Below are 25,217 nucleotides of genomic sequence, written 5' to 3'. Positions count from 1 at the left end.
ACGGAAGGAATTCTCGTGAGAGTTGCCGACAAAGTGGCCATCGTGACCGGTGGCGGCGCGGGCATCGGCGCCGCGCTGGCCGCCGCACTCGCCGCGGCGGGCGCGAAGGTGGTGGTGGCCGACCTCGACGAGCCCGCCGCGCTGGCGGTGTCGGAGCAGATCAACGCCGATCACCCCGGCACAACCGTCGGAGTCGGCGCCGACGCCGCCGTCACCGAGGAGATCCGCGGTCTGATCGCGGTGGCGCAGCAGCACTTCGGGCCCGTCGATCTGTACTTCGCCAATGCGGGCATCGTCGGCGCCGCCGGACTCGACGTCACCGACGACGAGTGGGACCGCTCGCTGGACGTGAACCTGCGCGCCCACATCCGTGCCGCGCGGCTGCTGGTGCCCGAGTGGGTCGAACGCGGTGCGGGCTACTTCGTCAGCACCGCATCGGCCGCGGGACTGCTCACCCAGATCGGTTCGGCCACCTACTCGGTGAGCAAGCACGCCGCGGTCGGGTTCGCCGAGTGGCTCAGTGTCACCTACGGCGACCAGGGCGTGCGCGTCAGTTGCCTGTGCCCGATGGGCGTCAACACGAAACTGCTGTACGAGGGCCAGAATTCGGGCGAGGAGCTCGGCGCCACAGCGACCCGCGCCGTCGTCGCGGCGGGCGAGGTCCTCGAACCCGCCGACGTGGCCGACATCGTGCTCACGGCCGTCGACGCCGAGGACTTCCTGATCCTGCCGCATCCACAGGTGCTGGACATGTACCGCCACAAAGGCGCCGACTACGACCGCTGGCTGCGCGGCATGCGCCGCTACCAGTCGTCGCTGCTGGCCGAAACCCACTGAGCGAGAGACAGAGCCATGTCACTGTTCGATCTGAGCGATCGCGCGAAGAAGTATTCCGAAGACCTGCTCGACTTCATGGACGCGCACGTCTACCCGGCTGAGGCCGTCTACGAGGCGCAGATGCGCGAATCCGGCGACCCCCATTTCCAGCCGCCCGTCCTCGAGGAGCTCAAAGCCGAGGCCAAACGGCGCGGCCTGTGGAACCTCTTCCACCCGCACCCCGGGCGCGGCCCCGGCCTCACCAACCTCGAGTACGCGCCGCTGGCCGAGATCATGGGCCGCAGCCACCTCGCCGCCGAGGCCTGCAACTGCAACGCCCCCGACACCGGCAACATGGAAGTGCTCGAGCTGTTCGGCACCGAGGAGCACAAAGAGAAGTACCTGAAGCCACTGCTCGACGGCACCATGGCGTCGGCGTTCGCGATGACCGAACCGCGGGTGGCCAGCTCCGACGCCACCAATATCGAACTGTCGATGGTGCGCGACGGTGACGACTACCTGCTCAACGGCCGAAAGTGGTTCGCCACCAACGCCTTGCACAAGAACTGTCGTGTGATGATCGTGATGGGCAAGACCGATCCCACCGCGGCGCCGCACCGTCAGCAGACCATGATGGTGGTCCCGATCGACGCACCGGGCGTCACGATCCTGCGCGGGCTGCCGGTCTTCGGCTACCAGGAACGCGAAGGCCACGCCGAGATCGACTTCGCCGACGTGCGCGTGCCCGCCACCGACGTGCTCAAAGGCGAGGGCGAGGGTTTCGCGATCAGCCAGGCCCGGCTCGGACCCGGCCGCATCCACCACTGCATGCGCAGCATCGGGATGGCCGAACGCGCGCTGGAGATGATGTGCAAGCGCGCGCAGGCGCGGGTCACCTTCGGCGCGCCCATCGCCGACAACGCCAACATCGGGGACTGGATCGCCGAGTCGCGCATCGAGATCGAGATGATCCGGCTGCTCACGCTCAAGGCCGCGCATCTGATGGACACCGTCGGCAACAAGGCCGCGCGCACCGAGATCGCCGCCATCAAGGTGGCCGCGCCGAACATCGCGCTGAAGGTCGTCGACCGGGCCATTCAGGTACACGGTGCCGGCGGTGTCACCGACGACTTCCCGCTCGCGGCCGCCTGGGCGCACCTGCGCACACTGCGGCTCGCCGACGGCCCCGACGAAGTGCACAAGCGTGCCATCGCACGGCAGGAACTGCGCAAGTACAAGGAGAGCAACTGATATGACCGGACTGGATCTCACCGGCCGCACCGCCATCGTCACCGGCGCCTCCCGCGGCATCGGACTGGCGATCGCCCAGTCGCTGGCCACCGCGGGCGCGAACGTCGTGCTGACCGCGCGCACACAGGAATCCGCGGACGCGGCCGCGGCCCAGATCGTCGGCACCGCGATCGGGGTCGGCGCGCACGTCGTCGACGAAGACGCCGCACGGCGCTGCGTCGAGCTGACCGTCGAGCGGTTCGGCAGCGTCGACATCCTGGTCAACAACGCGGGCACCAACCCGGCGTTCGGCCCGACGATCGACCAGGATCACGCCCGCTTCGCGAAGATCTTCGACGTGAATCTGTGGGCTCCCGTGCTGTGGACGCAGCTGGTCACCCGCGCGTGGATGGGCGAGCACGGCGGCGCCGTGGTCAACACCACCTCGATCGGCGGCCTGAGTCTCGAGCCCAACATCGGGCTGTACAACGCGTCCAAGGCGGCGCTGATCCACCTGACCAAGCAGTTGGCGATGGAACTGTCGCCGAAGGTGCGCGTCAACGCGATCGCGCCGGGCGTGGTGCGGACCAAGCTGGCCGAAGCGCTGTGGCAGGAGCAGGAGCGCGAGCTCTCGGCCTCGACCGCACTGGACCGGATCGGCGAGCCCGACGACGTCGCCGCCGCGGTGGCCTTCCTGGTCTCCGACGCGGCGAGCTGGATCACCGGCGAAACCATGGTGATCGACGGCGGCCAGCGGCTCGGCGACGTCGCCCCGTTCCGGAGCGGAGCCTCGGTCGGTGCCTGACGCGCACGAGGTGGTCGGCGTCGACCCGGTCGCCATCGGAAGATGGTTCGCCGCGGTCGGCGTCGAGCACACCGCGCCACTGCGTTTCGACCGGATCGGCCTCGGCCAATCGAACCTGACCTATCTGGTGCGCGACGACGCGGACCGCCGGTGGGTGCTGCGCAGGCCGCCGCTGGGGCACCTGCTCGCCTCCGCGCACGATGTGGTGCGCGAGGCCAGGATCATGGCGGCGCTCGAATCCACCGATGTCCCGGCGCCGCGGATTCTCGGTGTCGTCGACGATCCGGCGGTGTCGGAGGTACCGATGGTGCTGATGGAATTCGTCGACGGGCAGGTGGTCGACACCATGGCGATCGTGGAATCGCTGACCCCACAGCGTCGTCGGGCCATCGCCGAATCGCTTCCGCGCACGCTGGCGAAGATCCACGCGGTCGACCTGGCCGCCGTCGGCCTCGCCGATCTGGCGAGTCACCGGCCCTACGCCGTCCGCCAGCTCAAACGGTGGGGCGGGCAATGGGAGCAATCCAAGACCCGGGAGTTGCCGGAGCTCGACGAGCTCACCCGCAGGCTCACCGCCGACATCCCGGAGCAGCGGGAGGTGACCCTCGTGCACGGCGACTTCCACCTGCGCAACGTGATCACCGCGCACGACACCGGCGAAGTCGTGGCCGCGCTGGACTGGGAACTGTCCACCCTCGGCGACCCGCTGGCCGATATGGGCAGCCTGCTCGCCTACTGGACGGAACCGGGCGAGAACACCGGCGGCGACTTTCCCGCGTCGGCACTGCCCGGTTTCCCGGACCGCGCGCAGATGTCGGCGGCCTACCTCGCGCTGACCGGGCGCGACCCGGCCGCCCTGCGCTACTGGCACGCCTTCGGGCTGTGGAAGCTCGCTGTCATCGCCGAGGGCGTGCTGCGCCGAGCGCGGGACACGCCGCAGAACAGGGCCGCCGCGGGCACCCCGACCGTCGAACGCATCGACGCGATCGTGCACAAGGCACTCGATCTCACCGAACACATCCAGACATGACTCGCACCGCAACCGAGACCGCCGCCGGCCAGGTCACTACCTCGCCGGCGGACCGAAGGACTGATCGACGATGAAAGCATGGCAGGTAACCGAACTCGGCGAACCGCGGGAAGTACTGCAGTTCAACGACATCGACGATCCGGTGGCCGGTCCGGGGCAGGTGCTGGTGCGTGTCCTCGCGGCGCCGGCCAACTTCCCCGACGTGCTGCTGTGTCGTGGGCAGTACCAGGTCAAGCCGCCGCTGCCGTTCACGCCCGGCGTCGAACTGTGCGGTGAGGTGGTGGCGGTCGGCGACGGCGCCGATTTCGCGGTCGGTGACCGGATCGTCGGCACCACGAACCTGCCCGGTGGCGCGTTCGCCGAGCTGGCCGTGCTCGATGCCGACAGCGCGTTTCCCGCACCGGACTCCCTCGACGACGCCGAGGCCGCCGCACTGGTCATCGGCTATCAGACGAGTTGGTTCGCCCTGCACCGGCGCACTCGGGTGCAACCCGGCGAGACGCTGTTGGTGCACGCCGCCGCCGGTGGCGTGGGCAGTTCCGCCGTGCAGCTGGGCAAGGCGGCGGGCGCGCGGGTGATCGGTGTCGTCGGCGGCCCGGAGAAGGCCGACTACTGCCGCCGCCTCGGCGCCGATCTCGTGATCGATCGGCGCACAGAGGATTTCGTGCCGATCGTCAAAGAGTTCACCGGCGGCCGTGGCGCCGACGTGATCTACGACCCGGTCGGCGGCGACGCCTACGCCAAGTCCACCAAATGCATCGCCTTCGAAGGTCGCATCCTGGTGATCGGCTTCGCGGGCGGCACGATCCCCCAGCCCGCGCTCAATCACGCGCTGATCAAGAACTATTCGATCATCGGCCTGCACTGGGGGCTCTACAAGCAGTACAACCAGCAGGCGATCGCCGACTGCCACGCCGAGCTGTCGCGGCTGGCCGCGGCGGGTGAGGTGAGACCACTGATCAGCGAACGCCTTTCGCTCGGCGACGTCCCCGACGGCCTCGGCCGCCTCGGCGACGGCGACACCGTCGGCAGGCTCGTGTTCCACCCCCGGCTATAAATAGGGCATGGAACGACGTGCGGAGACCGCAGGCGACAGCGCGCCACCCTCGATGGCGCGCACCTCGCTGCTGCGCGAGCTGCCCGCCACGCCGCGCGGGCTGCGCACCAGGACAGCGCTGATCGACGCGGGACGGAAGGTGTTCGAGCGCACGGGGTATCTCGATACCCGGCTCGTGGACATCACCCAGGAGGCCAAATGCTCCTCGGGCACCTTCTACACCTATTTCGCCGGCAAAGAGGAGATCTTCGCGGCGATCCTGGAGCACGCCCAGGAAGACATGATGCATCCCGGGATGGAGCACGTGACGGGTGACGACGATCCCGTGTCGATCATCGAGGCCAGCAATCTGGCGTACTTCGAGGCCTACAAGCGCAACGCGAAGTTGATGGGGCTGCTCGAACAGGTCGCCAATATCGATCCCGAGTTCAGCAAGCTCCGCCAGGAACGGGCCGACGCATTCATCCGCCGCAACGCCCGCAGCATCGCCGATCTCCAGCGGCGCGGTCTCGCCGATCCCGAGCTGGATCCGATGCTGTCTTCACGGGCGCTGTCGGGGATGGTCAGCAGGCTGGCCTTCAACTATTTCGTCACCGGCGACGGTCTCCTCGACGGCAAGCCGCTCCCGATCGAGGAGCTCGTCTACACGGTGACCCGGCTCTGGGCGAACGCGCTGCGGATGCCGCTGAAGAACTGACCGGCGCGGTCGAACGAAAAAATCCCCTCACCGAGTTGTCTGGTGAGGGGATCGAAGGTGGCCAGAGCCGGGATCGAACCGGCGACCTACCGCTTTTCAGGCGGTCGCTCGTACCAACTGAGCTACCTGGCCGGAAGTACCGGATTGCTCTGGTACTACGTGCGACCCTGACGGGACTCGAACCCGCGACCTCCGCCGTGACAGGGCGGCGCGCTAACCAACTGCGCTACAGGGCCATGCTTCTGCAGTACTGCTAGACACAGTCCGAAGACTGTACCCCCTACGGGATTCGAACCCGCGCTACCGCCTTGAAAGGGCGGCGTCCTAGGCCGCTAGACGAAGGGGGCTCGTTCCGAATCTCTCCGGGGCGGCTTCAACGTTTCCGTTGGGAGCTCGCATAGCTTATGACAGGTGTGCGCAGAGTTCCAAATCGCCTGGTCAGGCGCCCAAACCGAGGTCATCCAGGCGTGCCTGCTCGCGCCAGCCCTCGGTGCGGAAGTTCTGGATCCACAGCGGGGTGGCCATCGCCTCCACGATAACCTCCAGCACCTCGGCGAAGCGGGCGCGCAGGTCGGCGGCGGAACCGTTGGAGATCGGGTCGACCAGATAGCGCTGGCCCGCCAGCGCCGCGGACAGGGTCCGGGTGAAGCGGTCGGGGTCGGCGTCGGCGCGCAGGTGACCGTCGTCGATGGCGCGCACCGCGAGCACGCGGGTGGCGCGGCCGACGATCCGTCCGCCGCCGTTGCCGTTGTCGCGATGGAAGTCGGGTTCGATCACGAGGCGGTACTCGGCTTGCACGATGGTGTCGTGTTCCAGGCGAAGGGCGATCTCGTCGACCATGCCGTGCAGCACATCGAGCGGACCGAGGTCGGCGCGTGCGAGCCAGCGCTCCGCGCAGATCCGGTACCGCTCGACCGCGGTATCGAGCACCGCGCGCGCCAGGTCTTCCTTGGAGTCGAAGTGGAAGTACATCGCCCCCTTGGTGGCGCGCGAACCTTCCAGAATGCGGTTGAGCGATGCCGCGGCATATCCGCTCTTCCCGAACTCGACGGCCGCGGACTTGATTATCGCCGCGCGTGTCCGGCGCGCCCGCTCTTGCTGCCGTGCCATGCTCGAAACGCCTCCGAACCTTCTCGACGCCGACGGTCGAATACAGACCGTTGGTGCGAATTGTGGTTTTAATTCAAACTTTCGGTATGAAAGACTCGCGGTGCCTCGCACAGCGGCCCCGCCACCAGTGAGAACCGCCTCCTCCTGCGGTAACGACTACCCCTTTGCCGGGAGTTCGCGCACCCATCGCGATCACCTCGGCCTGCGATCCGCCGGTGAATTCCCGAAACGCCACACCCTGCACCGGAGCCACGGAAAACGCGGTACCGGTGATTGTTTCGAAATTCACCAGGCGATCACCGTACCCGCATTCGCGAGTCGACACGCGGCGATTGGAGTACCCATCCGAACATCCGATCCGGTTATCCAAACCAGCAAACGGGGCGCAACCGGAATGGTTACTTCGGGTACGAATTCCATAGGCGCGCAGCCCGGTTGACCACCGCGCCGGCACCGCCGACGTTCGCCGAACGGTCGCGAGACCGGCGCCCACCTTGGACCTCTCCATCGCTGCTGCACCCCTGCTTGTCGAAAGATGTTGCGATACAACAGTATTCGATGACCATACGCAACTCGTAACGCGAACACCGCTGGGGCACCGGGTGTTTACCGGAAATCGTCGCGCACGTCCACGTCGTTACCGGCCGCCACCAGCGGCGATCAGCCGCCCGCGACTCGACCCGGGGGGACTGTTCGGTCCTTCGGCACAGCGTCCGCTAGACTCCGCTGCGCGCCCCTTTAGCTCAGTTGGTAGAGCTGGTGACTTTTAATCACTAGGTCGTAGGTTCGAGTCCTACAGGGGGCACCACGACTACTACCGTGACCATCGTCACGTGGCGACGCGCCAACCACAGACGCCGCCGAAACCAGGGGTTCGGTGCGCGGATTCACCTACCCTGAGCGCGACCCGGGCTCCCGGGCGCCCACGACCTCAGGCGGAGTGAGATGACTTCCTTCGACGATTTGCTCTCCCAAGTACCCATCGCCCAGATCGCCGACCAGCTCGGCGTCGACCAGGCGACCGCCACCACGGCCGTGCAGGCCGCGCTGCCGACGCTGCTCGGCGGCCTCCAGGCCAACGCCGCCCAGCCACAAGGCGCGGCCTCACTGCTCGGCGCGCTCGACAACCACGGCGGCCTCGTCGACGGCGAAGGCGCGGTGGATCTGCAGCAGGTGGACGTCGGCGACGGCGAGAAGATCGTCGACAACGTCTTCGGTGACGAGAAGAACACCGTCATCAGCGCGCTCGGCGCGGGCGGCGGCACCGGCGGCAACGACCTGATCGGCAAGCTGCTGCCGATTCTCGCCCCGATCGTGCTCGCCTACGTGGCCAAACAGCTCACCGGCGGTGGCGGCGCCGCGGCTCCGGCACCGCAGCAGACGCAGGCCTCCGGTGGCGGTCTCGGTGATCTGCTGGGCGGCCTGCTCGGCGGCAGCAGCAACACCGGCGGGCTCGGCGGCATGATCGGCGACGCCCTGTCGAAGAACGCGGGAGGTGCGCTGGGCAGCGTGCTCGGCGGACTGCTCGGCGGCAAGCGCTGAGATGTTCATCTACCTGTAGTTAACGTCGCGAGGCCCGCAGCGATAGTCCCTATGCTGCGGGCCGAGCACCTAGACTCGTCAGCACGACCATCGGATCTACTGACGAGTTGTGGCGTTGCTCAACATCGTCGGAAAACCGCTCTGTTGCGTTTCGCATCACACCTACGGTGCCGTAAGGTATGGCCGCATCGCGACGTTCGACCGCAAGCACGACAGCGAAGGGTTTTTACATGGCAAGGGATCTGACTCAACTCGAACTGCTCACGGAGTTGGAGCCGGTTGCCGAGGAAAACGTCAACCGGCACATGTCGCTGGCCAAGGAGTGGCACCCCCACGACTATGTCCCGTGGGACGAGGGCCGCAACTTCGCCGCCATGGGCGGCATCGACTGGGATCCTGAGCAGTCCAAGCTCAGCGAGGTCGCCAAGGCGGCCATGATCACCAACCTGCTCACCGAGGACAATCTGCCGTCCTACCACCGTGAGATCGCCGAGAACTTCTCCCAGGACGGCGCCTGGGGCACCTGGGTGGGTCGCTGGACCGCCGAGGAGAACCGGCACGGCATCGTGATGCGCGATTACCTGGTCGTCACCCGCGGCGTGGACCCGGTCGCCCTCGAAGAGGCGCGGATGATCCACATGACCAACGGCTTCGCCTCCCCCACCGAGGTCGACGCGGGCTTCCTGCACTCGGTCGCCTACGTGACCTTCCAGGAACTGGCCACCCGCGTGAGCCACCGCAACACCGGCAAGGTCTGTGACGACCCGATCGCCGACCGCATGCTGCAGCGCGTCGCCGCCGACGAGAACCTGCACATGATCTTCTACCGCAACCTCTGCGGCGCGGCGATGGACCTGAGCCCCGACCAGACCATCGAGGCCATCTCGATGATCGTCGAGAACTTCCAGATGCCCGGCGCGGGCATGCCGAACTTCCGTCGCAACGGCGTGCTGATGGCCAAGCACGGCATCTACGACCTGCGCCAGCACCTCGAAGAGGTCGTGCAGCCGGTGCTCAAGAAGTGGAACGTCTTCGACCGCACCGACTTCACCGCGCGTGGCGAGGCCACCCGTGAGCGGCTGGCAGGCTTCCTGGAGAAGCTGGGCCAGGACGTGCTGAAGTTCGAGGAGCAGCGCGACAAGATGCTCGCTCGCGAAGCCAAGCGCCGCGAAATGGTGAGCGTCTAACACCTTCCTACGAAAAGCGCCGCCCACCTCGATCGAAGGTGGGCGGCGCTTTTGTGTGGGGACTACTTCATCGGGAGGGCGCCGTCGGCGCTGCCGACGTCGGTGATCTTCCAGTCCTTGCCCGCGTCGACGGTGATGTTGTAGGTGACCGTGTTGCGCAGGCCGTCGGGGTTCTGCGCGTTGGTGGTGCTCACGTCCACGAACGCCGCGACCTTGTAGACCTCGCCCTCGTGCGAGAGCACCTTGGCGGTGATCGGCGTGGCGGTGGAGGTCCACTTCAGCGGGATGATGATCTGCTCGAGCTTCGCGCCGGTGGCGTCGAACTTCTTCGACAGCTCGGGTGAGGTTCCGGCCTTCAGCTTGGCGACCCAGGCGTTGACGTCCTGGTAGTTCAGGGTCGCCGAGCCGACGGAGTAGTCGAGGGCGATCTGTTCGGCCTTCGCGTCGTCGGCGGCCTGGTCCTTCATGTCGGAGATCTCGGAACGGGCCGAGCCGAGCAGCACGCCGAGCACCAGCGCGAGAATCGCCAGGACGGCGATCACGGCGCCGCCCACCAGCGACGAGACGCGCACGGCGACCGTGCCCTTGTCGGGCGTGGCAGGGGTTTTCGTCAGGTCGGTGGCGTCTTCCATGGGGGTCTTCTCCGATTACGTGGGGACAGCGCACCGCCGGAGGCGACGATGCCAGCAGAGTAAGGCTACTGACGTCGCGGACCTGTTCCGGACACGGCGTAGCAGGTAAACGGTGTCATCTCGGTCGCAGTGGCGGCGATGACCCGCGGATAAGCATCAGGACGCGAGATCGATCACATCGGGGCGGATGAGACAATCGTGTGCGTGACTACCACGCTGCCCCAGGCGCCCACCGCGCTGCGGATCGGGCCCTACCCGGTCGATCCGCCGGTTGTGCTCGCGCCGATGGCGGGCATCACCAACCGTGCCTTCCGCAGGCTGTGCCGGGAGTTCGGTAGCGCGACCTCGATCTACGTGTGCGAGATGATCACCGCCCGCGCAGTGGTCGAGCGCAACGAGAAGACGCTGCACATGATGTCGTTCGACGCCGACGAACATCCGCGCTCGATGCAGCTCTACGGCGTGGATCCCAAGACGCTCGGCGAGGCCGTGCGGATCATCGTCGGCGAGGGCTGGGCCGACCACATCGACCTCAATCTGGGCTGCCCCGTCCGCAAGGTGACCAAGCTCGGCGGCGGGTCGGCGCTGCCGTACAAGCGCAGGCTCTTCGCCAATATCGTCCGTGAGATGGTGGCCGCGGCCGAACCGGCCGGTGTTCCGGTGACCTTCAAGTTCCGCATCGGCATCGACGACGACCACCACACCTACCTCGACACCGGCCGCATCGCCGAGGCCGAGGGCGCCGCCGCCGTAGCACTGCACGCGCGCACCGCGGCCCAGCTCTACTCGGGCGCGGCCGACTGGTCGGCCATCGCCCGGCTCAAGGAAGCCGTCACCTCCATCCCAGTCCTCGGCAACGGCGACATCTTCACCGCCGACGACGCCCTGCGGATGATGAACGAGACCGGCTGCGACGGCGTGGTCGTCGGCCGCGGCTGCCTCGGCCGGCCGTGGCTGTTCGCCGAACTCAGCGCGGCCCTGCGCGGCGAACCGATCCCGGAAGGGCCGACGCTCGGCCGCGTCGGAGAGATCCTGGTGCGCCACGCCACCCTGCTCACCGAGCACGACGGTGAGGACAAGGCCATGCGCGATATCCGCAAGCACATGGCCTGGTACCTGATGGGTTTCCCGGTCGGCTCGCAGCTGCGGCGCAGTTTCGCCACCGTGTCGAAGCTGTCGCAGATCGAGGACCTGGTCGGACAGCTCGACCCGGCCGTGCCGTTCCCCACCGACGCGCTCGGACCGCGCGGACGGCAGGGTTCGCCGCAGACCAAGGTGGTGCTTCCAGAGGGTTGGCTCGACGATCCGGAGGACGACACCGTCCCGGCCGCGGCCGATGTGATGCACAGCGGCGGCTGACCAGCCACCGATAACGGGTCGACATCAATTCGTAAGCCGCTGCGGTTTCCTCCGATCACACCGTCTCGAGCAGGGCTTTTCGTCGGCGATTCGAGCTTCGTCATCACATCGTCAGCGATTCCCGTGTGCACTGGAGTGGCCACTCGTGGCGGAATCGTTATCATTGCGGGATCGTTCGACTCTGGTTCGAATCGGAGCCGGGCGGTGACGCGCAGGCTGCGCCAGATAGAGAAGTGAGGTTCGTTGGTGGGTGACGATCGGCGCGGGCGTACGCCCCGGCCCGGAAATCGCGCCCCCTGGGAGCGATACCCGACGGCCGAACCCACCGAGCAACCGGAAAACGGCTCGCGACGTTCGCGTCACGCCGACGCGACGCAGGACGCCGGTTCCGCACCGCTGACGGTGGCCGACCTGGTGAACCGGGTCGACAGCGAACGCACCAGGCGCGGCAGACGCGTTCCGCCCGCGGAGAGCGCCGAGCCCGCCTCGCGCGCGGGCCGCCGCGCCCGCGAACAGGCACCGCGCCCCACCCCACGTCCCGACATCGCCCCCCGCACCGACGGCTCCCCCGTCGTCGACGACATCGCGGGCACCCCACCCCATCGCGCCGAATCCCCCGCCGACCGCACCGCGACCACCGCGCTGCCCGCCCAGTCGAAGGAGCCGGTCCGCACCGCCGTCCCGGCACGGCGGGTGGGCGGTCCGGTCGATCCGCCCACCGACATCCTGCCCACGGTGAACCCCGCCGCCGAGCCCGAGCGCGCCCGGCCGGTCAAAACCGCGTCCGCGGCACCGCCACGTCGCCCGGACGGCCGTGCGGGCACAGGAGAGCGCCGGAACAAGCAGGCACGGATGGCAGGGCGCGTCACGCTCACCTTCGTCGCGGTGCTCACACTGGTGATCACCGGCGGCGGCTGGAGCTACCTCCAAGCCACCAACAGCAGCTTCACCCAGGTCGACGCACTCGGCGGCGGCGCCACCGGCGACGTGCTCGACGGTGATATGCAGCTCGGCGACGAGAACTACCTCATCGTCGGCACCGACACCAGAGCGGGCGTCAACGCCGACATGGGCGCGGGCTCCGCCGCCGACACCGAGGGCGCCCGCGCCGACACGGCGATGCTGGTGCACATCCCGAAGAACCGCTCGCGCGTGGTGGTCGTGTCGTTCCCCCGCGACCTGGACGTCTCCCGTCCGGTGTGCTCGGAATGGGACAACGACACGGCCACCTATACCGACCAGAAACTCCCGTCGGCCATGAGCGACAAGCTCAACGCCGTCTACGCCCGCGGCGGGCCCAAGTGCCTGGTCGACGTGATTCGCAAGATGTCAGGCCTGACCATCGGCCACTTCATCGGCATCGACTTCGCCGGTTTCGAGGCCATGGTCGACCAGATCGGTGGCGTCGAGGTGTGCTCGACCAAGCCGATCATCGACGGCGTCCTCGGTCCGGTGCTCGAGACCTCGGGCAAGCAGCGGGTCAACGGCGAGACCGCGCTCAACTACGTGCGCGCCAGGCACGTGGTCGGTGAGGAACGCAGCGACTACGACCGGATCAACCGCCAGCAGCGCTTCCTCGCGTCGCTGTTACGTGGGGCGTTATCGAGCAAGGTGCTCTTCGATCCGGGCAAGCTCAACGGGTTCATCCAGGCCTTCACCGCCCACACCTTCGTGGACAAGGTGACACCGCAGGACCTCCTGCTGCTCGGCCGTTCCCTGCAGAAGATGGACGCGGGCGCGGTGACGTTCCTGACCATCCCCACGGCGGGCACCACCTCCTACGGCAACGAGATTCCGCGCGAATCCGACATCAAGGCCATCTTCCGCGCCGTCATCGACGACCAGCCGCTGCCGGGTGAGACCAAGGCACCTGAGGTGCAGAGTTCGGCGCCGTCGCCGGCCCCGGCCGCGCCCAAGCAGTACGCGGTGGCCCCGAGCACGATGTCGCTGCTGGTGTCCAACGGTTCGGGCACGGTGGGCGCGGCCAAGACGGTCGCCTCCAAGCTCAGCTACCAGGGCTTCGGGATCTACAACACCGGCAACTACTCCGGCGGTACCGCGTCGACCTCGACGATCCGCTACGCCGCGGGTCTGGAAGCCGAGGCCGCCACCGTGGCGAGCGCGATCCCCGGCGCGGTCCTGGAGCAGGCCAACGAGCTGGGCAGCATCATCGAAGTAGTGGTCGGCACTGATTTCGCGGGCACGGTCCGCACGGCGACACCGGTCGGCACGGAACTGCCGACGGTGCCGATGGGCCAGCCGCACAGCGCGGCCCCGGTCGCGCTGCCCTCCGACCTCGAGCACATGAACGCCGCCGACGACACGTGCAAGTAGGGCACAGCCGCTGACCTGCCACGACACTGCCATGTGGCATTAACCCGGCGTTGGGTGACAGGGATCCGGGTACCCACTAGGGTCTGCAATCATGCGTGTCATCTACAACGAGCAAATGGCCGACCTCGCCAACCTCCTCGGCGAGATGGCCGGTCTCGCTGGCCAGGCCATGGAACAGGCCACCCAATCACTGCTGCAGGCCGACCTGGGTCTGGCCGAGCAGGTCATCGGTGAGCAGGATCGGATCTCGGTGATGATCACCGAGGCCGAGGAGAAGGCCTTCGCGCTGCTCGCACTGCAGGCTCCCGTCGCGGGCGACCTGCGCCAGGTCGTCAGCGCGATCCAGATCGTGGGCGACGTCAACCGGATGGGCGCGCTCGCGCTGCACGTCGCCAAGGTGACCCGCCGCCGCCACCCCGCCCACGCCCTGCCCGAGTCGGTCAACGGCTACTTCGCCGAGATGGGCCGCATCGCGGTCAACATGGGCGCGGGCGCCAAAGAGGTACTCGAGTCCCGCGACCCCGAGCGCGCCGCCCAGCTCAACCAGGACGACGAAGCGATGGACGACCTCCACCGCCACCTGTTCACCCTCCTGATGGACCGCGACTGGAAGTACGGCGTAGCCGCCGCGGTGGACGTCACCCTGCTGGGCCGCTACTACGAGCGCTTCGCCGACCACGCCGTGGAGATCGGCCGTCGCGTGATCTTCCTGGTAACGGGTGTCCTGCCCGGCGACGAGGACCTCGAAACCAGCTGAGAATCAGGAGTCGGCCCCCGCTCACCGCGGGGGCTTTCTTCTTGGCCGGATTCTGTTGCTGCCCTGAGCATTTCGATGGTCGACAGCCATTGTTTCCGCCAACACAGTTCGGTAGCCTACGTAACAAGGGGGGTTCGAATAGCGCAACCTCTGTGGGGATCTACTGAAATGAAAGAGGTTTCGCAATGGCAAAACGATTGCTCTCCGGTGCATTGGTCGGCGCCGCCACGATCTTGACCGCGGTGTTGCTCGCCCCGCAAGCTGCGGCTGCGCCGACAGCGCCGTGCGATGCGTATCACGTCGGCGACGTTCAGTACGAGGGCGCGACGAAGTGGCTGTGCTATTCATACGGCCAGGGCTCGTACGGATGGATCATCGCCTGATAGCGCCGGCGGCTGTACAGCAGCGCTAGTTCCGTGCCGCTGTAACGAGAAAGCCCCGCACTCCTTTCAGAAGGAGTGCGGGGCTTTTCTCTGTGCTCTTACCCGAAGCGGCCGGAGATGTAGTCCTCCGTGGCGCGCTGGGTGGGGTTGGAGAAGATCTTCTCGGTGTCGTCGATCTCGATCAGGCGACCGGGCTTGCCCTGGGCCTCGAGGTTGAAGAAACCGGTCTGGTCACTCACCCGCGCGGCCTGCTGCATGTTGTGGGTGACGATGACGATCGTGAACTCTTTCTTGAGTTCGGTGATCAGGTCCTCGATCGCCAGGGTGGAGATCGGGTCCAGCGCCGAACACGGCTCGTCCATCAGCAGGACGTCGGGCGAGACCGCGATGGCGCGGGCGATGCACAGACGCTGCTGCTGACCACCGGAGAGGCTGCCGCCGGGCTTGTCGAGCCGGTCCTTGACCTCGTTCCAGAGGTTGGCGCCCTTGAGCGAGCGCTCGGCGACCTCGTCGAGCTCCTTCTTGTTGCGCACGCCCTGCAGCTTGAGCCCGGCCACCACGTTGTCGCGAATCGACATGGTGGGGAACGGGTTCGGACGCTGGAACACCATGCCGATGGTGCGCCGCACGCCGACCGGGTCGATCGAGGAGCTGTAGATGTCCTCGCCGTCGAGCAGCACGGCACCTTCGACGCGGGCGTTCGGGGTCACCTCGTGCATGCGGTTGAGCGAGCGCAGCACGGTGGACTTGCCACAGCCGGAGGGACCGATGAAGGCGGTGACGCTGCGCGGCAGCACGGTCAGTTCCACATTCGCCACGGCGTGGAAGCTGCCGTAATAGATGTTGAGATCTTTGACGTCGATCCGCTTGGCCATCTGAGTATTCCGTTCGCTTCTATCGGTTCCGGGTGAGCAGCTTGTTGACGCCGGCGGCAGCCAGGTACAGCACCGCGATCATCAGGATCAGCGTGAGTGCCGCACCCCAAACACGTTCGCGGCCCGCGGCCTCCGGGTTGGCCAGCTCTTGGTAGATCAACAGCGGCAGCGAGGCCATGTTGCCGTCGAAGATGTTCTGGTTGATCGACTTCGAGTATCCGACCAGCACGAGCACCGGTGCGGTCTCGCCCATCACGCGAGCGAGCGAGAGCAGGATGCCGCTGATCATGCCGGGAGCCGCGGTGGGAACGACGATCCGCAGGATGGTCTTCCACTTCGGCACGCCGAGCGCGTAGGACGCCTCGCGCAGCTCATCGGGGACGAGCTTCAACATCTCCTCGGTGCTGCGCACGACCACCGGCAGCATCAGCAACACCAGCGCCAGCGAGACGGCGAAGGAACTCTGCGGCATGCCGAAGGTGGCGATCCACAGCGCGAAGATGAACAGCGCGGCGACGATCGAGGGCACACCGGCCAGGATGTCGACCATGAAGGTGGTGACCTTGGCGAGCCGGCCGCGACCGTATTCGACCAGGTAGACCGCGGCCATGATGCCGAGCGGTACCGCGATGACAGAGGCGACCGCCGCCTGCACGATGGTGCCGTAGATAGCGTGGTAGACACCGCCACCGGTCTGGTCGGGCAGGATGCCCTTCTGCGAGTTGAACCACCAGTCCGACGAGATGATCGCGGTGAAGCCCTTGCTCACCACCAGTCCGAGCACCCACACCAGCGGGATCAGAGCGATGACGAAGCAGAGCGTGACCAGGCCGGTCGCGATGTTGTTCTTGATCCGCCTGCCGGTACTGACATGCCGGAAGGTGGGCGCCTTGAGCGGCTTGTCGAGGGTCGTCGTGGTGGTCATCAGCCGTTCACCTTTCCGCCGGAAGCCAGGCGGGCCAGCGCGTTGACGATGAAGGTCAGCGCGAAGAGAACGAAGCCGGCGGCGATGTAGGCGCCGGTGGGCAGCGGTGAACTGAACTCCGAGGCCGCCGAGGCGATCTTGGAGGCGAAGGTGTAGCCGCCGTCGAACAGCGACCAGCTACCCGCGTTGCTCGCGGTACGCAGCACGACGAGCACCGCGATCGTCTCACCGAGCGCGCGGCCGAGACCGAGCATGGAGCCCGCGATCACACCGCTGCGGCCGTAGGGCAGCACGGTCATCCGCACGACTTCCCACTTGGTGGCGCCGAGTGCCTGCGCGGCTTCGATGTGGGCGCGCGGGGTGAGTGCGAACACTTCGCGAGCCACCGAGGTGATGATCGGCAGGATCATCACGGCGAGCACGACACCGGCGGTGAAGATAGTGCCACCGCCCGCGATCGAGACATTGCCGTCGGAGAACAGGAACAACCAGCTCAGGTTCTTGTTGAGGAATTCCTGCACCGGCGCGATCTGCGGCGCCAGCACGAGGAAGCCCCACAGACCGAACACGATGGACGGCACCGCGGCGAGCAGGTCGATCAGCATCGTGAACGGCCTGCCCAGCCGCGACGGCGCGTAGTGCGTCAGGAACAGCGCGATACCGACACCGATCGGCACCGCGACGATGAGCGCGAACACCGAGCTCAGCACCGTGACCATGAACAGGTCGCGGATACCGAAGCGCAGGTTGTTCGCGTCACCGGTCGAGAATTCGGTACTGGTGAAGAAGTTGACCTCGTCAGCCCTGATCGAGGGGACCGCGCGGATCAGCAGGAACAGCGCGATCAACGCGATGGCCGCGACGATCGTCGCGCCGGCCGCGGTGGCCGTCCACCGGAAGATCGTCTCGGCGTTCAGGCGGCCGGTACGACCCCCGTCAGGGGCCTTGTCGATTTTCGGTTCGGTCGGCATATTCGCAGTATCTCCGGCCGCCCGTGGGCTCGTCGAATTCGACGAGCCCACTGCGGTCACCTCGGGGTGCATGGTCATGGCCAGGAAGCGATCAGGAGATGGCGTTGATCGCGGTGGTCAGCTTGGTCTTGAACGCGTCGGGCAGCGGCACGTAGCCCGCCTCGGTCAGACCGGTCTGGCCGTTGGTGACGGCCGAGGTCAGGAAGGCCTTGACGGCCTTGCTGGTCTCGGCGTCGGCGTACTTGGAGCACACGATCTCGTAGGTGGCCATGACGATCGGGTACGAGCCGGCGGCGGTCGGCTTGTAGAACGAGCTGGTGTCGAGGACGAGGTCGTTGCCCTCACCCTTGATCTTCACGCCGTCGATGGCCTTGGCGGCCGACTCGGCCGACAGCTTGACCGGGTCCTTGCTCGCGGAGGTGATGATCTGCGAGATGGACAGGTTCTGCGCCTTGGCGAAGGACCACTCGTTGTAGGTGATCGAGTTCTTGGTGTTCTTGATGGCGGCCGAGGTGCCCTCGTTGCCCTTGGCGCCTTCACCGACGCCACCGTTGAAGGTCTTGCCGCCGCCCTTGCCCCACGCGCCGTCGGAGGCCGCGTCGAGGTAGAGCTGGAAGTTGTCGGTGGTGCCCGACTCGTCGGAGCGGAAGATCACGGCGATCTTCTCCGAGGGGAGCTTGGCGTTGGGGTTGAGCGCCTTGATCTCGGGGGCATCCCAGGTGGCGACGGAGCCGTTGAACACCTTGGCGGCGGTCGGGCCGTCGAGCACCAGGTCGGTGACGCCGTCGACGTTGTAGGTGATGGCGATCGGGCCGAAGACGGTCGGCAGGTTCCACGCGGGGGCGCCACAACGCTCCGCGGCCTTGGCCGGCTCTTCCTTCTTGGAGCTCAGCGCCGAGTCGGAGCCACCGAAATCGGTCTGGGCGCCGAGGAACTCGTTGACGCCGGCGCCCGAGCCACTCGAGGTGTAGTTCAGGGTGTAGCCGTCGCAGTTGTTCTCGTAGGCCGCGACGAAACGCTCCATGGCGTTCTTCTGCGAGGAGGCACCGGACGCCTTGAGCGCCTTCTTGCCACCACAGGCAACGCTGGTGTTGGCGGCATTGCTGGCATCGCCACCGGTGGCGTTGTCGTCACTGCCACAGGCCGCCAGGGTCATGGCGCCCACGGCGAAGACGCCGACCAGGGCACTGGTGCGCTTGAAGTTCACTTTTCCTCCGACAATGCTGGGTGTCTCACTCGGTCCCTCACCGGCCCGAGCGAGGCTGGCCGGTGCTCGCTATCCCCGAGGAATGCGCGCACCAGGCGACGACTGTGCCGCCCAGAAGTAACCTAAGGTCGTCCGGTTGACAGTTGGCCCGATGTGGGTTAACGGAGAATGAACAGCCCGGCGCGATCAATGCCGCGAATGTGACGTTAGCCCCAGTTTTACTCGCGCTTGCCCGGTCATCCGCGCAATATTCTCCTCGCGCACCAGAATTCACCTCGAATGTGAGGTGACTCGCATCAGGGCAGGGAGTACGCGACGTCGATGTGGGCGGGCGCGAATCCGAGCTTGGTGTAGGTGTTCACGGCGGCGGTGTTGTCGGCTTCGGTGTAGAGCAGGACTTCCGTGGAGCCGGCCGCGCGCAGGTGTCGCAGACCGGCCAGAGTGAGCAGTCTGCCCAGGCCACGCCCCTGCGCGGACGGGTCGACCCCGACCACGTACACCTCACCGGCGGGAGCGGCGTCGGGATGCTGTTTGGTCCAGTGGAAACCGAGCAGGCGGTCCGGGTCGGCGACGTCGAACGCCAGAAACAGACCGGCCGGTTCGAACCACGATTCCGCGCGGCGAGCGGCGATGTCACGCTCGGTCCAGCCGCCCTGCTCGGGATGCCAGGCGAAAGCCGCGTTGTTCACCCGCAGGATCTCGAGGTCGTCGACGGGGCCCGCGTAGGTGCGGAGGATGAGGTCTTCCGGAAGCTCGAGTTCCGGTAGCTCCGGGGTTGCCAGCGAGCGGCGCATCTGCCACAGCTCGCGAGCCGTGACCAACCCGAGGCCGGTCGCCAGTGCCTTGGCGGCGGGTAGGTCACCGTGCGCCCACACCCTGGTGCCCGTGCCACCCTCGGCCAGTGCGGCACGGACCAGGTCCGTGCCGATACCGGCGCCACGGGCGGCGGGGTCGACGGCGACCTCGGCCATCGCGGGGTGATCGTCATGTGCCGCAACAAGATTCGCGTAACCCACCAACTCGCCCCCGCGTAGCGCCAGCACGTGCCGGGTCGACGGATCGGCTTCGGCGAGCGACAGCACCGCCTGCTCCGAGACCGGAGCGACACCGTCGATGTCGGCCGCGCGTTCGAGCAGGGACCGCACCGTGTTCGCGGTGCCGGGCTCGATCTGAGCAGCCCAGGTCAAGGTTGCTGTATCCGGCATCGCCATCCTCCTGGGTGCGCTGCTACTGCGCGGTGCCGTTGAGCGGGGCGAAGGAGTCGTCGCCGTCGATGTCCTCGTCGACGAAGGTCACCGCGGGTTCACCCTTGGCTGTGGCCGTCCGGGCCGGGCGCACCGCCTTGTAGCCGACGTTGCGCACGGTCCCGATCAGCGACTCGTACTCGGTGCCGAGCTTGGCGCGCAGGCGCCGCACGTGCACGTCGACGGTGCGGGTGCCACCGAAGAAGTCGTAGCCCCAGACCTCCTGCAGCAGCTGGGCGCGGGTGAACACCCGGCCCGCGTGCTGCGCGAGGTACTTGAGCAGCTCGAATTCCTTGTAGGTGAGGTCGAGCGGGCGGCCACGCAGGCGCGCGGTGTAGGTGCCCTCGTCGATCACCAGCTCACCCAGGGTGATCTTGCCGGTGTTCTCCGGGCTGGCGACCCCGCCGTTGCGGCCGACCAGCAGTCGCAGGCGCGCGTCGAGCTCGGCGGGGCCGGTCCCGGGCAGCAGGATGTCGTCCAGGCCCCAGTCCGCGTTGACGGCCACCAGGCCGCCCTCGGTCAGGACCGCGACCACCGGAACAGAAGACCCCGTGCTGCCCAGCAGTCGGCACAGACCGCGCGCGGCGGCCAGGTCGGTTCTGGCGTCGACCAGCGCGACATCGGCGCTACTCGCCTCCAGCAAGGACGACACCTCGGTCGGCGCGGGCCGGACGTTGTGCGCCAGGAGCGTCAACGACGGCAGGACCGCGTCGGGGTTGGGGTCGGAGGTCAGTAGGAGCAGCTCCATGGGGCTCTCCTCCTATCTCGTTGCTCCGCGGACGACAGCAGCCGCGTAGCTACGTCGCCGAAACACAGGTTAAGTCGTGTGCAACATTAGCGCCTCTACAGCCACTACCTCGCAACACGGCGTCCGTTTTGTGTTCTTCGCCCTCGCCTCGGAGGGACCAGGGGCCCGCGACCCGCGGCGCCAGCCGCTAGTGTCACAGCATGCGCAAGCTGATCATCGGGCTTCTCTGCCTGGCCGGTTTGGCGGTGGTCATCGATTTCGGCGCCGCCGCCTATTCGGAGTACCACGTCTCCCGTCAACTGCGGGCGGGCGCGGATCTGTCCGCCGACCCGGAGGTCACGTTCCACGGATTCCCGTTCGCCGCGCAGGCGATGAGCGGCCGCTACGACGACGTGACGATCCGCGCCCGCGCCGTGCGGCCCGACATCCCCGGCGAGGTCGGCATCGAGGCCAAGTTGCAGGGCTTGCACGCCACGGCCAGCGAGTTGCTCGACGGCGCGGCGCGCACGGCGCAGGTCGACCGGATCGACGCGTTGATGCGTTTCGAGCCCACCGAACTCGGCAAACTCTTCGGCATCCCGGACCTGCAGGTCCACACCCCGCCGGCCGACAAGTCCGACGGCACAGGGGGCTCCGGCGGGTCCGGAATGACCACCGCGGGCGTCCTCGTCCTCAAGGGCACCCTGCCCACCGCAGCGAACGGCCGCGTCCTGCCCGCCGGTGTCACCCCGTCCAGTTCCGCGACCCGGGTGCCGGTGCAGATCCAGGCCGACCTGCTGCTCGAGGGCGACAAGGTCCGGATCCAGGCGACCGGTTTCTACACCGACACCACCAGCACGGTCGACACCACCGCCGCGGTCAAGACCGATTCGAAGATCCCCGAGACCGATCACGCCGCAGTGCTCGCCCGCTTCAGCCGTACGATCGATATCAAGGAGTTGCCGTTCGGTGTCGCACCGACCGAGGTGTCGGCGCTCGGCGGCCAGATCGTCGTCGAGGGTGTCGGCCGCAACGTCACCATCGACCTGGACCGATTGCAGCAACCATGATCGAGATCGTCATTCTGGCCGCCGTCATCGCGGCCGCCGTCGCGGTCGGGTTCTACCTGTCGCGCAGGCAGGGGCAGGTTCGTCCCGCCACCCTCGACCCCGAGACCCATCAGCGCGCCCGCCTGCTCGACGCCGCCGGCGTGACCGGTGCGGCCCCCGCGGTGCTGCACTTCTCCGCCGACTGGTGCGGCCCGTGTGACGCGGTCCGCCGGGTCGTCGCCGGCGTCACCGCCGACCTGTCGGAGTCCCCGAATGCCCCGCGCGACATCGAGATCGACATCGACGCCGATCCCGCGCTGGCCCGCGAGCTCAATGTCCTCTCGCTGCCGACGACCTTCGTCTTCGACGCCGAGGGCAAGGAGCGCTTCCGCATCTCCGGCGTTCCCAAGGCGGGCGACCTGCGCACCGCCCTCGAACCCCTGACGGTGTGATCTAGCCCCATATCCAGGGGGGCCGAGACATTCTCCGGTGAGACCGGGTAAACTACTTCTCGTGCAAACCGACCACGAGCTGATGCTCACCCGACGCCGCACAGTTGATCTGTGTCGCCTCGGTGGTTGTTGCTGCCTGTGCTGCTGACCGATCGGCTTTTTCTCTCCCGAGATTTCTGACGTCGATCTATGCCCGCCGTGCGAGTGATCCTCTGGATCCCCCGGTGACCAGGCAGATCCCCCTGACTTACACAAAGCCCAGGAGTTCGCACAATGACCCGTTCCTCTGAATCTCCCCCTCACGTCGATGTCCGCGGGCCGCGTTTCGTGGCCTGGATCACCACCGGCGTGCTGGTTCTCGTGCTTCTCGTCGCCGCCTTGTCGACCGCCGCGGCCGCGATCCTGATCGGCCTGCAGGCCGTCGTCTTCGCGATCGGCGCGATCAGCGGCCCCGCCAAGCACCCTTACGGCCGGATCTACGCCGCGTTCGTCGCGCCGCGCAACGGTCCGCCCACCGAGACCGAGCCCGTGCCGCCGCTGCGTTTCGCGCAAGCGCTCGGCTTCGTGTTCGCCGGTCTCTCCCTGCTGGGCTTCGCGCTCGGCTCCTCGATCGTCGGCGCGGTGTTCGCCGGCTTCGCCCTGTTCGCGGCGTTCTTGAACGCGGCGTTCGGGGTCTGCCTGGGTTGCCAGATCTATCCGCTGGTAGCTCGCTTCCGCCGGTCACCAGCCCCGGCACCGAACTGACCCCCTTGCACGTCTCTGAAAGGAACAACATGGCTCGCTCCGATGTCCTGGTCTCCGTTGACTGGGCCGAAGAGAACCTCAACGCCCCCGGCGTCGTCTTCGTCGAGGTCGACGAGGACACCTCCGCCTACGAGGGTGGCCACATCGAAGGCGCCATCCGCCTTGACTGGAAGACCGACCTGCAGGATCAGGTCCGTCGCGACTTCGTGAACCAGGAGCAGTTCTCCGACCTGCTCTCGGCGCGTGGCATCGGCAACGACGACACCGTGGTGCTCTACGGCGGCAACAACAACTGGTTCGCGGCCTACGCCTACTGGTACTTCAAGCTCTACGGCCACAACGACGTCAAGCTGCTCGACGGCGGCCGCAAGAAGTGGGAGCTCGACGGTCGTCCGCTCTCGCGTGACGCGGTTGCGCGCCCGGCCACCCAGTACAAGGCCGCCGCTCCCGACCTGAGCATCCGCGCGTTCCGTGACGAGGTCATCGCGGCCATCGGCACCAAGAACCTGGTCGACGTGCGCAGCCCCGACGAGTTCTCGGGCAAGATCCTCGCGCCCGCGCACCTGCCGCAGGAGCAGAGCCAGCGTCCCGGCCACATCCCGGGCGCGATCAACGTGCCGTGGAGCAAGGCCGCGAACGAGGACGGCACCTTCCGCAGCGACGCCGACCTGGCCGAGCTGTACAAGGACGCGGGCCTGGACGGCGAGAAGGAGACCATCGCCTACTGCCGCATCGGCGAGCGTTCCTCGCACACCTGGTTCGTGCTGCAGGAGCTGCTCGGCCACCAGAACGTCAAGAACTACGACGGCAGCTGGACCGAATACGGTTCCCTCGTCGGAGCGCCTATCGAGTTGGGAGCGTAATCAATATGTGTGCAGCACCTACCCAGGGACAGGCCATTCCGGCCGGCGTCGATGTGGAGAAGGAAACGGTCATCACCGGCCGTGTCCTGAGCACCGACGGCCAGCCCGTCGGCGGCGCGTTCGTGCGTCTGCTCGACGGCAACGGTGACTTCACCGCCGAGGTCGTGGCCTCCGGCACCGGTGATTTCCGCTTCTTCGCCGCGCCGGGTTCGTGGACCCTGCGCGCGCTGAGCTCGTCGGGCAACGGCTCCGCCGAGATCAGCCCCGAGGGCGCCGGCATTCACGCCGTCGACGTCGCGGTCGCCAAGTAAGAAGCTCACAACGGCCCTGGTAGTTCCTGTGCGGGAACTACCAGGGCCGTTTTCGTATCTGTTACGAGGACTGGCTAGACTCCGATTGTGGTCATCTTCTTCGAGGTACTCCTTGTCGCCGTGTCGATTCTCATCGGCTGGTTCGGCCTGTACGTCTTCTACCGGCTCTTCACCGAGTCATGAGCGGGCTCGCTGGCGAAGGTAACGAACAGGCCGAGCGAGCGAGCACAGAGCAAGACGCTCCGGCCGAGCGTCGTAGCGGCGACGAAGCAGTCAACGTCGCCGCCGAACGGGCGAAGGAAACCGGCGCCCGAAACATTTCGGTGCTGCCCGGCCTCCCCCTGCCCGAGGACACGGCCAATCTGCGCCTCGGCCCGGATCTGAACCACGCCATGCTGGCCCTGCTGCCGCTGGTCGGCGTGTGGCGCGGCGAGGGCGAAGGCCACCACCCCGCCGAGGGCGACTACCGCTTCGGCCAGCAGATCATCGTCTCCCACGACGGCGGCGACTACCTGGCCTGGGAATCGCAGACCTGGAAGCTCGACGCGGACGGCAAGTACACCGGCCCGGACCTGCGCGAGAGCGGCTACTGGCGGGTCGGCGGTGAGGGCACCGACGAGCTGCTCGAACTCCTGCTCACCCACAGCAACGGCGTCATCGAGCTGTACTACGGCAAGGCCCGCAACCAGGCCTCCTGGGAGCTCGCGACCGACGTCTCCATCCGCAGCACCTCCGGCGCGGTGGTGGGCGGCGCCAAACGCCTCTACGGCATCGTCGACAACGGCGACCTCGCCTACGTGGAAGAACGCGTGGACCCCGACGGCGCGCTCGTCCCCCGCCTGTCGGCGCGGCTGGTCCGCTACATCGGCTGAGATTCTTCGAGAACGGCCCGCCCAGATCTGATCTGGGC

Annotated in this window: 26 protein-coding genes and 4 tRNA genes; 19 read left to right on the top strand and 11 right to left on the bottom strand. The window is 67.3% G+C overall.

Annotated features, from left to right (window positions below; genetic code table 11):
• Nucleotides 1-15: 15 nt before the first annotated feature.
• The 6 genes from ACWGCN_RS31840 (at nucleotide 16) to ACWGCN_RS31815 (ending at nucleotide 5,635) form a co-directional block, all read left to right on the top strand.
• A complete protein-coding gene (locus ACWGCN_RS31840) occupies nucleotides 16-837 on the top strand; it encodes an SDR family oxidoreductase (RefSeq protein ID WP_378990551.1) in 822 nt (273 codons plus the stop codon).
• Between the two features lie 15 nt (nucleotides 838-852).
• Nucleotides 853-2,067, top strand: a complete 1,215-nt coding sequence (locus ACWGCN_RS31835; protein ID WP_378990552.1) for an acyl-CoA dehydrogenase family protein — start codon at nucleotides 853-855, stop codon at nucleotides 2,065-2,067.
• 1 nt (nucleotide 2,068) lies between these two features.
• A complete protein-coding gene (locus ACWGCN_RS31830) occupies nucleotides 2,069-2,851 on the top strand; it encodes an SDR family oxidoreductase (protein WP_378990553.1) in 783 nt (260 codons plus the stop codon).
• The gene (locus ACWGCN_RS31825; protein ID WP_449968157.1) at nucleotides 2,844-3,881 is read left to right on the top strand and encodes a phosphotransferase family protein; all 1,038 of its coding nucleotides are present in this window, start codon (nucleotides 2,844-2,846) and stop codon (nucleotides 3,879-3,881) included. Before ACWGCN_RS31830 ends, ACWGCN_RS31825 begins: the two co-directional genes overlap by 8 nt.
• Before the next feature lie 70 nt (nucleotides 3,882-3,951).
• Entirely contained in the window at nucleotides 3,952-4,938 is a 987-nt protein-coding gene (locus ACWGCN_RS31820) for an NADPH:quinone oxidoreductase family protein (protein ID WP_452460056.1), read from the top strand.
• Between the two features lie 7 nt (nucleotides 4,939-4,945).
• Entirely contained in the window at nucleotides 4,946-5,635 is a 690-nt protein-coding gene (locus tag ACWGCN_RS31815) for a TetR/AcrR family transcriptional regulator (RefSeq protein ID WP_378990556.1), read from the top strand.
• 58 nt (nucleotides 5,636-5,693) lie between these two features.
• Here the strand turns inward: ACWGCN_RS31815 and ACWGCN_RS31810 are convergent.
• From ACWGCN_RS31810 to ACWGCN_RS31795, 4 genes are all read right to left on the bottom strand, one after another.
• Nucleotides 5,694-5,767: transfer RNA gene (locus tag ACWGCN_RS31810), tRNA-Phe, on the bottom strand.
• A gap of 30 nt (nucleotides 5,768-5,797) precedes the next feature.
• A tRNA-Asp gene (locus ACWGCN_RS31805) sits at nucleotides 5,798-5,871 on the bottom strand.
• A gap of 38 nt (nucleotides 5,872-5,909) precedes the next feature.
• Nucleotides 5,910-5,982 (bottom strand) — tRNA-Glu (locus ACWGCN_RS31800).
• Between the two features lie 91 nt (nucleotides 5,983-6,073).
• Nucleotides 6,074-6,745 carry a TetR family transcriptional regulator gene (locus tag ACWGCN_RS31795; RefSeq protein WP_378990557.1) on the bottom strand — a complete coding sequence of 224 codons (672 nt, stop codon included), beginning with the start codon at nucleotides 6,743-6,745 and terminating at the stop codon, nucleotides 6,074-6,076.
• A 732-nt stretch (nucleotides 6,746-7,477) separates the two neighbouring features.
• Here ACWGCN_RS31795 and ACWGCN_RS31790 point away from each other — a divergent pair.
• The 3 genes from ACWGCN_RS31790 to ACWGCN_RS31780 all read left to right on the top strand — a co-directional run bounded on the left by ACWGCN_RS31790 (nucleotide 7,478) and on the right by ACWGCN_RS31780 (nucleotide 9,474).
• A tRNA-Lys gene (locus ACWGCN_RS31790) sits at nucleotides 7,478-7,553 on the top strand.
• 137 nt (nucleotides 7,554-7,690) lie between these two features.
• Nucleotides 7,691-8,287: a DUF937 domain-containing protein gene (locus tag ACWGCN_RS31785; RefSeq protein WP_378990559.1), complete on the top strand. Its 597-nt coding sequence runs from the start codon at nucleotides 7,691-7,693 to the stop codon at nucleotides 8,285-8,287.
• A 230-nt stretch (nucleotides 8,288-8,517) separates the two neighbouring features.
• The gene (locus ACWGCN_RS31780) at nucleotides 8,518-9,474 is read left to right on the top strand and encodes an acyl-ACP desaturase (protein ID WP_378990561.1); all 957 of its coding nucleotides are present in this window, start codon (nucleotides 8,518-8,520) and stop codon (nucleotides 9,472-9,474) included.
• Between the two features lie 62 nt (nucleotides 9,475-9,536).
• Here ACWGCN_RS31780 and ACWGCN_RS31775 read toward each other — a convergent pair whose 3' ends face one another.
• Nucleotides 9,537-10,106 carry a hypothetical protein gene (locus ACWGCN_RS31775; RefSeq protein WP_379315293.1) on the bottom strand — a complete coding sequence of 190 codons (570 nt, stop codon included), beginning with the start codon at nucleotides 10,104-10,106 and terminating at the stop codon, nucleotides 9,537-9,539.
• A 204-nt stretch (nucleotides 10,107-10,310) separates the two neighbouring features.
• Here ACWGCN_RS31775 and dusB point away from each other — a divergent pair, with 204 nt between their 5' ends.
• The 4 genes from dusB to ACWGCN_RS31755 all read left to right on the top strand — a co-directional run bounded on the left by dusB (nucleotide 10,311) and on the right by ACWGCN_RS31755 (nucleotide 14,939).
• Complete coding sequence (dusB, locus tag ACWGCN_RS31770) at nucleotides 10,311-11,465, top strand: tRNA dihydrouridine synthase DusB (RefSeq protein WP_379315294.1); 1,155 nt, start codon at nucleotides 10,311-10,313, stop codon at nucleotides 11,463-11,465.
• A gap of 246 nt (nucleotides 11,466-11,711) precedes the next feature.
• On the top strand, nucleotides 11,712-13,799 hold the full coding sequence (locus tag ACWGCN_RS31765; protein ID WP_379315295.1) for an LCP family protein: 2,088 nt from the start codon (nucleotides 11,712-11,714) through the stop codon (nucleotides 13,797-13,799).
• Between the two features lie 91 nt (nucleotides 13,800-13,890).
• A complete protein-coding gene (gene phoU, locus ACWGCN_RS31760; protein WP_378658005.1) occupies nucleotides 13,891-14,556 on the top strand; it encodes a phosphate signaling complex protein PhoU in 666 nt (221 codons plus the stop codon).
• Nucleotides 14,557-14,741: 185 nt separating this feature from the next.
• A complete protein-coding gene (locus ACWGCN_RS31755) occupies nucleotides 14,742-14,939 on the top strand; it encodes a hypothetical protein (RefSeq protein WP_378990564.1) in 198 nt (65 codons plus the stop codon).
• 98 nt (nucleotides 14,940-15,037) lie between these two features.
• Here ACWGCN_RS31755 and pstB read toward each other — a convergent pair whose 3' ends face one another.
• The 6 genes from pstB to ACWGCN_RS31725 all read right to left on the bottom strand — a co-directional run bounded on the left by pstB (nucleotide 15,038) and on the right by ACWGCN_RS31725 (nucleotide 20,909).
• Nucleotides 15,038-15,814 (bottom strand): phosphate ABC transporter ATP-binding protein PstB, encoded by a 777-nt coding sequence (pstB, locus tag ACWGCN_RS31750; RefSeq protein WP_056818713.1) that lies wholly within the window; start codon nucleotides 15,812-15,814, stop codon nucleotides 15,038-15,040.
• A gap of 19 nt (nucleotides 15,815-15,833) precedes the next feature.
• Complete coding sequence (gene pstA / locus ACWGCN_RS31745; protein ID WP_378990565.1) at nucleotides 15,834-16,739, bottom strand: phosphate ABC transporter permease PstA; 906 nt, start codon at nucleotides 16,737-16,739, stop codon at nucleotides 15,834-15,836.
• Nucleotides 16,739-17,710: a phosphate ABC transporter permease subunit PstC gene (gene pstC, locus ACWGCN_RS31740; RefSeq protein WP_378990566.1), complete on the bottom strand. Its 972-nt coding sequence runs from the start codon at nucleotides 17,708-17,710 to the stop codon at nucleotides 16,739-16,741. Before pstC ends, pstA begins: the two co-directional genes overlap by 1 nt.
• Nucleotides 17,711-17,801: 91 nt before the next feature.
• Nucleotides 17,802-18,917, bottom strand: a complete 1,116-nt coding sequence (gene pstS / locus ACWGCN_RS31735; RefSeq protein ID WP_378990567.1) for a phosphate ABC transporter substrate-binding protein PstS — start codon at nucleotides 18,915-18,917, stop codon at nucleotides 17,802-17,804.
• Between the two features lie 296 nt (nucleotides 18,918-19,213).
• Complete coding sequence (mshD, locus tag ACWGCN_RS31730; protein WP_452459651.1) at nucleotides 19,214-20,122, bottom strand: mycothiol synthase; 909 nt, start codon at nucleotides 20,120-20,122, stop codon at nucleotides 19,214-19,216.
• Nucleotides 20,123-20,144: 22 nt separating this feature from the next.
• Nucleotides 20,145-20,909 carry a winged helix-turn-helix transcriptional regulator gene (locus ACWGCN_RS31725; RefSeq protein ID WP_101464573.1) on the bottom strand — a complete coding sequence of 255 codons (765 nt, stop codon included), beginning with the start codon at nucleotides 20,907-20,909 and terminating at the stop codon, nucleotides 20,145-20,147.
• A 200-nt stretch (nucleotides 20,910-21,109) separates the two neighbouring features.
• Between ACWGCN_RS31725 and ACWGCN_RS31720 the strand changes: the two genes are divergently transcribed.
• The 6 genes from ACWGCN_RS31720 (at nucleotide 21,110) to ACWGCN_RS31695 (ending at nucleotide 25,179) form a co-directional block, all read left to right on the top strand.
• The gene (locus ACWGCN_RS31720; RefSeq protein ID WP_378631811.1) at nucleotides 21,110-21,958 is read left to right on the top strand and encodes an LmeA family phospholipid-binding protein; all 849 of its coding nucleotides are present in this window, start codon (nucleotides 21,110-21,112) and stop codon (nucleotides 21,956-21,958) included.
• Nucleotides 21,955-22,389, top strand: a complete 435-nt coding sequence (locus ACWGCN_RS31715; RefSeq protein WP_378990570.1) for a thioredoxin family protein — start codon at nucleotides 21,955-21,957, stop codon at nucleotides 22,387-22,389. The genes ACWGCN_RS31720 and ACWGCN_RS31715 overlap by 4 nt, the downstream gene beginning before the upstream one ends.
• Nucleotides 22,390-22,662: 273 nt before the next feature.
• Nucleotides 22,663-23,133 (top strand): DUF4395 domain-containing protein, encoded by a 471-nt coding sequence (locus ACWGCN_RS31710; RefSeq protein ID WP_452459652.1) that lies wholly within the window; start codon nucleotides 22,663-22,665, stop codon nucleotides 23,131-23,133.
• Between the two features lie 29 nt (nucleotides 23,134-23,162).
• A complete protein-coding gene (locus ACWGCN_RS31705; protein ID WP_379315867.1) occupies nucleotides 23,163-23,996 on the top strand; it encodes a sulfurtransferase in 834 nt (277 codons plus the stop codon).
• Nucleotides 23,997-24,001: 5 nt separating this feature from the next.
• A complete protein-coding gene (locus ACWGCN_RS31700; protein WP_056818727.1) occupies nucleotides 24,002-24,307 on the top strand; it encodes a DUF1416 domain-containing protein in 306 nt (101 codons plus the stop codon).
• A 179-nt stretch (nucleotides 24,308-24,486) separates the two neighbouring features.
• Nucleotides 24,487-25,179 (top strand): FABP family protein, encoded by a 693-nt coding sequence (locus ACWGCN_RS31695; protein ID WP_452459653.1) that lies wholly within the window; start codon nucleotides 24,487-24,489, stop codon nucleotides 25,177-25,179.
• Nucleotides 25,180-25,217: the final 38 nt, after the last annotated feature.

Source organism: Nocardia sp. NPDC055050 (genome assembly GCF_053608345.1).
Note: the sequence above shows the minus strand (reverse complement) of the source record. Positions and strands in the feature narration are given on the sequence as shown.

Bases quoted from the DNA above. Each gene is read 5' to 3' on its own strand.
- ACWGCN_RS31835 (WP_378990552.1), top strand. From the start codon at position 853: ATGTCACTGTTCGATCTGAGCGATCGCGCGAAGAAGTATTCCGAAGAC.
- ACWGCN_RS31830 (WP_378990553.1), top strand. From the start codon at position 2,069: ATGACCGGACTGGATCTCACCGGCCGCACCGCCATCGTCACCGGCGCC.
- ACWGCN_RS31820 (WP_452460056.1), top strand. From the start codon at position 3,952: ATGAAAGCATGGCAGGTAACCGAACTCGGCGAACCGCGGGAAGTACTG.
- ACWGCN_RS31815 (WP_378990556.1), top strand. From the start codon at position 4,946: ATGGAACGACGTGCGGAGACCGCAGGCGACAGCGCGCCACCCTCGATG.
- ACWGCN_RS31795 (WP_378990557.1), bottom strand. From the start codon at position 6,745: ATGGCACGGCAGCAAGAGCGGGCGCGCCGGACACGCGCGGCGATAATC.
- ACWGCN_RS31785 (WP_378990559.1), top strand. From the start codon at position 7,691: ATGACTTCCTTCGACGATTTGCTCTCCCAAGTACCCATCGCCCAGATC.
- ACWGCN_RS31780 (WP_378990561.1), top strand. From the start codon at position 8,518: ATGGCAAGGGATCTGACTCAACTCGAACTGCTCACGGAGTTGGAGCCG.
- ACWGCN_RS31775 (WP_379315293.1), bottom strand. From the start codon at position 10,106: ATGGAAGACGCCACCGACCTGACGAAAACCCCTGCCACGCCCGACAAG.
- phoU (WP_378658005.1), top strand. From the start codon at position 13,891: ATGCGTGTCATCTACAACGAGCAAATGGCCGACCTCGCCAACCTCCTC.
- ACWGCN_RS31755 (WP_378990564.1), top strand. From the start codon at position 14,742: ATGGCAAAACGATTGCTCTCCGGTGCATTGGTCGGCGCCGCCACGATC.
- pstB (WP_056818713.1), bottom strand. From the start codon at position 15,814: ATGGCCAAGCGGATCGACGTCAAAGATCTCAACATCTATTACGGCAGC.
- pstA (WP_378990565.1), bottom strand. From the start codon at position 16,739: ATGACCACCACGACGACCCTCGACAAGCCGCTCAAGGCGCCCACCTTC.
- pstC (WP_378990566.1), bottom strand. From the start codon at position 17,710: ATGCCGACCGAACCGAAAATCGACAAGGCCCCTGACGGGGGTCGTACC.
- mshD (WP_452459651.1), bottom strand. From the start codon at position 20,122: ATGCCGGATACAGCAACCTTGACCTGGGCTGCTCAGATCGAGCCCGGC.
- ACWGCN_RS31725 (WP_101464573.1), bottom strand. From the start codon at position 20,909: ATGGAGCTGCTCCTACTGACCTCCGACCCCAACCCCGACGCGGTCCTG.
- ACWGCN_RS31720 (WP_378631811.1), top strand. From the start codon at position 21,110: ATGCGCAAGCTGATCATCGGGCTTCTCTGCCTGGCCGGTTTGGCGGTG.
- ACWGCN_RS31715 (WP_378990570.1), top strand. From the start codon at position 21,955: ATGATCGAGATCGTCATTCTGGCCGCCGTCATCGCGGCCGCCGTCGCG.
- ACWGCN_RS31710 (WP_452459652.1), top strand. From the start codon at position 22,663: ATGACCCGTTCCTCTGAATCTCCCCCTCACGTCGATGTCCGCGGGCCG.
- ACWGCN_RS31705 (WP_379315867.1), top strand. From the start codon at position 23,163: ATGGCTCGCTCCGATGTCCTGGTCTCCGTTGACTGGGCCGAAGAGAAC.
- ACWGCN_RS31700 (WP_056818727.1), top strand. From the start codon at position 24,002: ATGTGTGCAGCACCTACCCAGGGACAGGCCATTCCGGCCGGCGTCGAT.
- ACWGCN_RS31695 (WP_452459653.1), top strand. From the start codon at position 24,487: ATGAGCGGGCTCGCTGGCGAAGGTAACGAACAGGCCGAGCGAGCGAGC.